Source organism: Streptomyces sp. NPDC054840, assembly GCF_053611065.1.
Window position 1 is genome coordinate 1 of sequence record NZ_JBSGZP010000520.1, and the last position, 5361, is coordinate 5361.

5 protein-coding genes are annotated in these 5361 nt (G+C 74.2%); all 5 read right to left on the reverse strand.

The genetic code is table 11. The features are described from left to right. Positions 1–30 precede the first annotated feature (30 nt). Complete coding sequence (locus ACWGIU_RS28480; protein ID WP_453710495.1) at positions 31–1299, reverse strand: hypothetical protein; 1269 nt, start codon at positions 1297–1299, stop codon at positions 31–33. Positions 1300–1313: 14 nt separating this feature from the next. Beyond that, a complete protein-coding gene (locus ACWGIU_RS28485; RefSeq protein WP_453710497.1) occupies positions 1314–2411 on the reverse strand; it encodes a neocarzinostatin apoprotein domain-containing protein in 1098 nt (365 codons plus the stop codon). Beyond that, a complete protein-coding gene (locus ACWGIU_RS28490) occupies positions 2408–3445 on the reverse strand; it encodes a hypothetical protein (protein WP_453710498.1) in 1038 nt (345 codons plus the stop codon). The genes ACWGIU_RS28485 and ACWGIU_RS28490 overlap by 4 nt, the downstream gene beginning before the upstream one ends. Before the next feature lie 16 nt (positions 3446–3461). Next, a complete protein-coding gene (locus tag ACWGIU_RS28495; protein WP_453710500.1) occupies positions 3462–4139 on the reverse strand; it encodes an LPXTG cell wall anchor domain-containing protein in 678 nt (225 codons plus the stop codon). 113 nt (positions 4140–4252) lie between these two features. Then, a partial coding sequence (hutI, locus tag ACWGIU_RS28500) for an imidazolonepropionase (protein WP_453710502.1) occupies positions 4253–5361 on the reverse strand: 1109 nt, incomplete at its 5' end.

Consider the following 5361-nt stretch of genomic DNA (forward strand, 5'->3'; position numbering starts at 1 on the left):
CACCGGAAGGTGTGCCGGGCCGTTCGCGTGTCAGCGGGTGCCGCGCAGGCGGCGCCACGGGGTGAAGGTGAACACCGCGCCGCCGAGCAGGATCACCGTGCCGGCGACCAAGGCGAGGGCCTTGATGCCGCCCTCGTCTTCCGCGCCGGTCTCGGCGAGTCCGCCGCCCGAGGTGGTGCTGCCGGACACCGTGGAGGAACCGGAGCCGCCCGGCTGGGCGGCGGTGTCCAGTTCCAGCGAGACCCCGCTGCTCGTCGCCTTGCAGGGGACGTTGATCGGGGTGGCGCCGGGGGCCATCGTGACGTCGATCGTCAGCTGGTCCGGGCTCAGCGTCACCTTGCCGCTCTTCCCGGGCTTGTAGGTGCCGGTCATGTCGCTGAGGCTGACCGGGGCCTTGTCCGGGATCGGCTCCGCGTTGGCCGGGCCGGAGACCTTGACCGTGCCGCTGTCCGCCCCGCCGAGCTTCACGTCCATGGAGGGCTTGAGCGCTCCGGCGGGCAGGGCCATGGGCGCCGCCATCGCACCCTTGGCGGTCTTGACCGTCAGGTCGTAGCTGCCGCCGTTCTTCTTCGCGTTGATCGTGACCGGGGTCTTGATGCCCCCCGGGACGACCGGCCCGCAGTCGAAGGCCACCTCGACCGCCTTGCCCGGGAAGTCGGTCTGGCCGCCTCCGCCGCCGGTGGAGCCGCCCGAGGTCGATCCGCCCGTGGTCGTGGAGCCGCCGGTGGTGGTACCGCCCGTGGTGGTACCACCGGTCGTCGTACCGCCGCTGGAGCCGGCCGCCACGTCGATGGTGGCCCCGACCCCCACGGCGCCGGTCGGCGCGCACTTGGTGACGAACGTGCCGAAGGAGAAGGTGACCGCCACGTCGTACCTGCCGGGGGTCAGCGTGATCTTCCCGGCCTTGGTGAGCTTCAGCTTGCCCTTCATCACGGACATCTGCATGGGTGCCTTCTTCGGGATCGGCGGGTTCTTCTTCTCCCCGACGACCTTCAGTTCACCGCCACCGCCGCCCACGGTGATCCAGCCGGTGGGCTGGACCGCGTCCTGCGGGATGTCCATCAGGTCCGTGTTGTTCGAGGCCGGCTTCACCGTCTCCCAGGACACGTCGACCTCGTCGCCGACCTTCGCCGAGGCGGGGGCGGTGACCTTGGCGGTGGTCTCCCCCTCCACCGGACCGCCGCCCCCGGCCGGGGGAACGCACTTGACGTTGAACTTGGTCTCCGCGGCCTGGGCGGGAGTGGCTCCGATGGCGATACCGGCGCCGCCGAGCAGCAGCACGATCACGGCCGCGCTCACCCTCCGTTGGGTATTCACGAATGTCCCTTCGTCGTCGAACGGTTCTCAGACGGTGCGGACGCCTGCGGTGCTGTGCCCGGCGCGCTGTCCGGGGTGAACCACGGCAGGACCGCCGTGGTGGTCTGGGGGGACCGGTCCGGGCGGTCGGAGCCCGGGGCCGGCTCGGGCGACCGCAGGGCCGGGATCCTCGGCAGCCGGGCCGTCACGGCGGAGGCCGCCTCGTGGAGCCGTACGCCCCGGTGGCGGCCGGCGGCGGGCGCGGCGCGCGGTCGGACCCGGTCGACGATCGCCATGCCGATACGGAAGACCGCGGCCGGGATCACCAGGAGGAGCAGGCCCCGGAAGAGCAGCACCCCGTACGGGCGGTCGACACCCCAGGGCTGCGTGGCCACCACGGTCTCGCCGTACTTGAGGGAGATCGTGTAGTCGCCGTGGGCGCCGGCGGCCAGGCCCACGTCGAGGGCGATCTCCGCCTTGCCGCCGGGCGGGATGGTGCCCTTCCAGCGGGCCTCCTCCCACAACGGGGCGAACACCCCGTGCGCGGTGCCGAGCTGGAAGACCGGGTCCTTGACGGGAACCGGACCGAGATTGCCGACGGTGACCTTGAACTTCCGGGCGGGTGGGGCGCCGAACCAGGTCAGCACCCCGTCCTCGCCCTCCAGCCGGACCCCGGTGAGCATCGCGAGGCGGGCCGTGCCGGACTCGGCGGGCAGCTCGGCCACCGGGTGGTCGGTGATCTTCAGTGTGATCGCGACGGTGGACTGGTCGCCGTTGACGGAGGTGACGTTGACGATGCACGGGCAGGGCTTGGGCGGTGCCACCACGGGCAGCTGGGCGGTGAAGCTGCCGTCGGCGGCGACCGAGACGGCGGCGCCGTCGGCGTTGGCGCAGCTGTTGGTGCCGCCGATCATGTTCTGGCCGCAGACCAGCAGCATCACCAGCGTCCTCGCCGGCCAGCCGGTGCCGGTGACGGTGATCCCGGTGCCCTTGGCGGCTTCCTGGAGCGAGAGCGCCACGGCCGGCTTGCCCTCGGCGGCGGCCGGGCCCACGGGGAACAGCGTGAGGGCGCACACCGCCAGCCCCGCGGCCAGCAGGCCTCCGACTCTTCTCACCTGGCGGCTCCCGTCAGTTCGTGGTGCGGTGCAGGGGTCGTCGGTCCGGCCGCGGGCGGCGCGTCCGTCGCCGGCCCCGGGCCCGGTTCGGGTCGCCGGCCGCGTACGTGGTACAGCGCGGCGGCGGTGGTCGCGCCGAGGCCGAGCAGGCCGGCCCCGGTCCAGCCGGCCAGACCCCGCGGGACGAGCCAACGCGAGCCGGTGGCCACCGCGCGGGCGCCGCCGGGGGCGGTCACGGTGACGGTGACGCGGACCCGGTCGAGGGCCGGGGCGCCGGGCCAGGGCTCGGTGAGCTCCACCCGCCGGCCGGGGAGCAGTTCGATCGGCAGGGTGCGGCCGCGGGGGGCGTCGGACACCTCGCCGATGAGGGCCTCGGCGCGGATCCGGAGTTCGGGGGTGAGGGCCACGTTGCCGCGGTTGACGAGGGTGTAGGCGATGACGGCGGCCGCGCCCCGGCCCCGTACGGCGACGTCCTCGACCGTGAGGGCGGCCAGGGTGGGGCCGCCGACCCTCAGGTGGACCCGTACTCCGGCCTCGTGGCCGCCCTCGGTGGCGATCACGGCGGCGGGGTGGTCGCCGGGCGGGGAGGCGGGCGGCACGGTGAGGGTGAAGGGGACCACGGCGCGGGTGCGGGGCGGGACCTTCACGGTGGTGGCGGCCCCGAAGCTGATCCAGGAACCGGGGCCGGGGCCGGGGCCGGGGCCGGGGCCGGGGCCGGGGCCGGGGCCGGGGCCGGGCGCCACCGGGCGGACCGCGAAGGCGCCGTCGGCCGTGTTGTAGGCGTCGGCCCCGCGCAGGGTGATGGTGCGTTCCTGGTCTGTGGTGTTGGCCAGGGCGAGGCGGTCCTCCAGCACGGTGCCGGGGGTGCCGGCGAGGTAGAAGTACGGGCGGACGGTGGTCGCCGCGCCGGCGGCCGGCTCGGCGGTCCAGCCCGGCTCGTCGGCGGCCGCCGGGGGCGCGGGGGCCGCGTACAGCGCGGCGGCGGCGATCAGGAGGACGGCGGCGGCGCCCCTCAGGGTGTGGAGCACGGGCATGACCGGGGTGCTCCGTTCAGGACCGGGCCCGTCGGCCGCGCCGGGTCAGCCAGAGCGTGCCGGCCGCGCCGGCGAGCAGCACCGTGCCTCCGAGGGTGCCGAGGGCGAGGGCGGAGTCGGTGGGCCCGGTCTGCGGGAGGGTGTCGCCGGGGGTGTCGGTGCCGGGCCGGGTGTTCCCGCCGCCGGGCGCCGTGACGTCGAGTTCGAGCGACGGTCCCGGGCTGTTGCCGGGGGTGCAGGTGGTCGTGGTGCCCATCGCCTTGATGGTGAGCACGCCGGCGGTGAAGGTGACCTTGCCGCTTTTTCCGGGTGTGTAGGTGCCCGAGAGGTCGGTGATCTTGATCGGTGTGTCCGGCGGCACGGCCTCGGGGTTGGACGGGCCGGAAACCGGTACGGACACCTTCTCGGCGCCGCCGACGAGGATGACGGCGCTGGGGCTCATGGCGCCCTTGCCGAGCTCGATGGGGCTGGACGAGACGCCTTTCTGGAAGGACATCGTCAGCTTGTACCCGGCGCCCTCCTTGACGGCCTTGATGTCGATGGGCGACACCGCCGACTTGTCCCCGATCGGGGTCTTGCAGTCGTAGGCGACGTCGACGACGGCGGCATGGGCCGCGGGGGCGGTGAGCAGCACCGCCGATCCGGCCAGCGCGGAGGCCAGCGCGAGCGCGGTGGAGCGTTTGCGGTCGGACACCTTCGTCTTCCCCTCGGGCCACAGAAAGCTGACGACACATCAGATCGGTGGCTCAAGGTACGCCCGGGCCCTTACGGAGGGAAGACAAAGGACAACCCGGAATTGACTGTTCGTCAGCAGGCGCGGCGGCCCCGCTGCCAGACCCCGGAAACGAGCGGTACGCCCGGCCGGTAGGCGAGATGGACATGGCTCGGGGCGTCCAGCAGGGCCAGGTCGGCGCGGGCTCCCGGGGCCAGGAAGCCGATGTCGTCGCGGCGCAGGGCGCGGGCGCCGCCGGCGGTGGCCGACCAGAGGGCCTCGTCGGGGGTCATCCGCATGTCGCGGACCGCGAGCGCGATGCAGAACGGCATCGAACTCGTGTAGGAGGAGCCGGGGTTGCAGTCCGTGGACAGGGCGACGGTGGCGCCCGCGTCGAGCAGGCGCCGGGCGTCGGGCCACTGGGCGCGCGTGGAGAACTCGGCGCCCGGCAGCAGGGTGGCGACGGTGGTACCGGCGGCCTGCGCGAGGGCATCGACGTCGGCGTCGGTGAGGTGGGTGCAGTGGTCGGCGGAGGCCGCTTCGAGCTCGACGGCCAACTGGACGCCGGGCCCGTAGGAGAGCTGGTTGGCGTGCACGCGCGGGATCAGCCCGGCGGCCGCCCCGGCGGTGAGGATCGCGCGGGCCTGGTCGCCGTCGAAGGCGCCCTTCTCGCAGAAGACGTCCACCCAGCGGGCGTACGGGGCGCAGGCCGCGAGCATCTCGCCGGTGACGAGGTCGACGTAGGCGGCCGGGTCCTCGGCGAAGTCCGGGGAGACGATGTGCGCGCCGAGGTAGGTGACCTCCTCGGTGTGCGCGGCGGCGATGCGCAGGGCGCGGGCCTCGTCGGCGACGGTGAGGCCGTAGCCGGACTTGGTCTCGAAGGTGGTGGTGCCCTGGCGGCGGGCCTCGTCGAGGTGACGCACCAAGTTGGCCTCCAGCTCCGCGTCGGTGGCGGCGCGGGTGGCGGCGACGGTGGTGCGGATGCCGCCGGCGGAGTAGCTGCGGCCGGACATCCGGGCGTTGAACTCGGCGGTGCGGTCGCCGGCGAAGACGAGGTGGGAGTGGGAGTCGACGAAACCGGGGATGACGGCCCGGCCCTGTGCGTCGAAGGCCTCGTCCGTGGCGGGCGCCTTGGCGGCGGGGCCGACCCAGGCGACGGTCCCGCCGTCGATGACGACGGCGGCGTCGCGGATCAGGCCGAGGG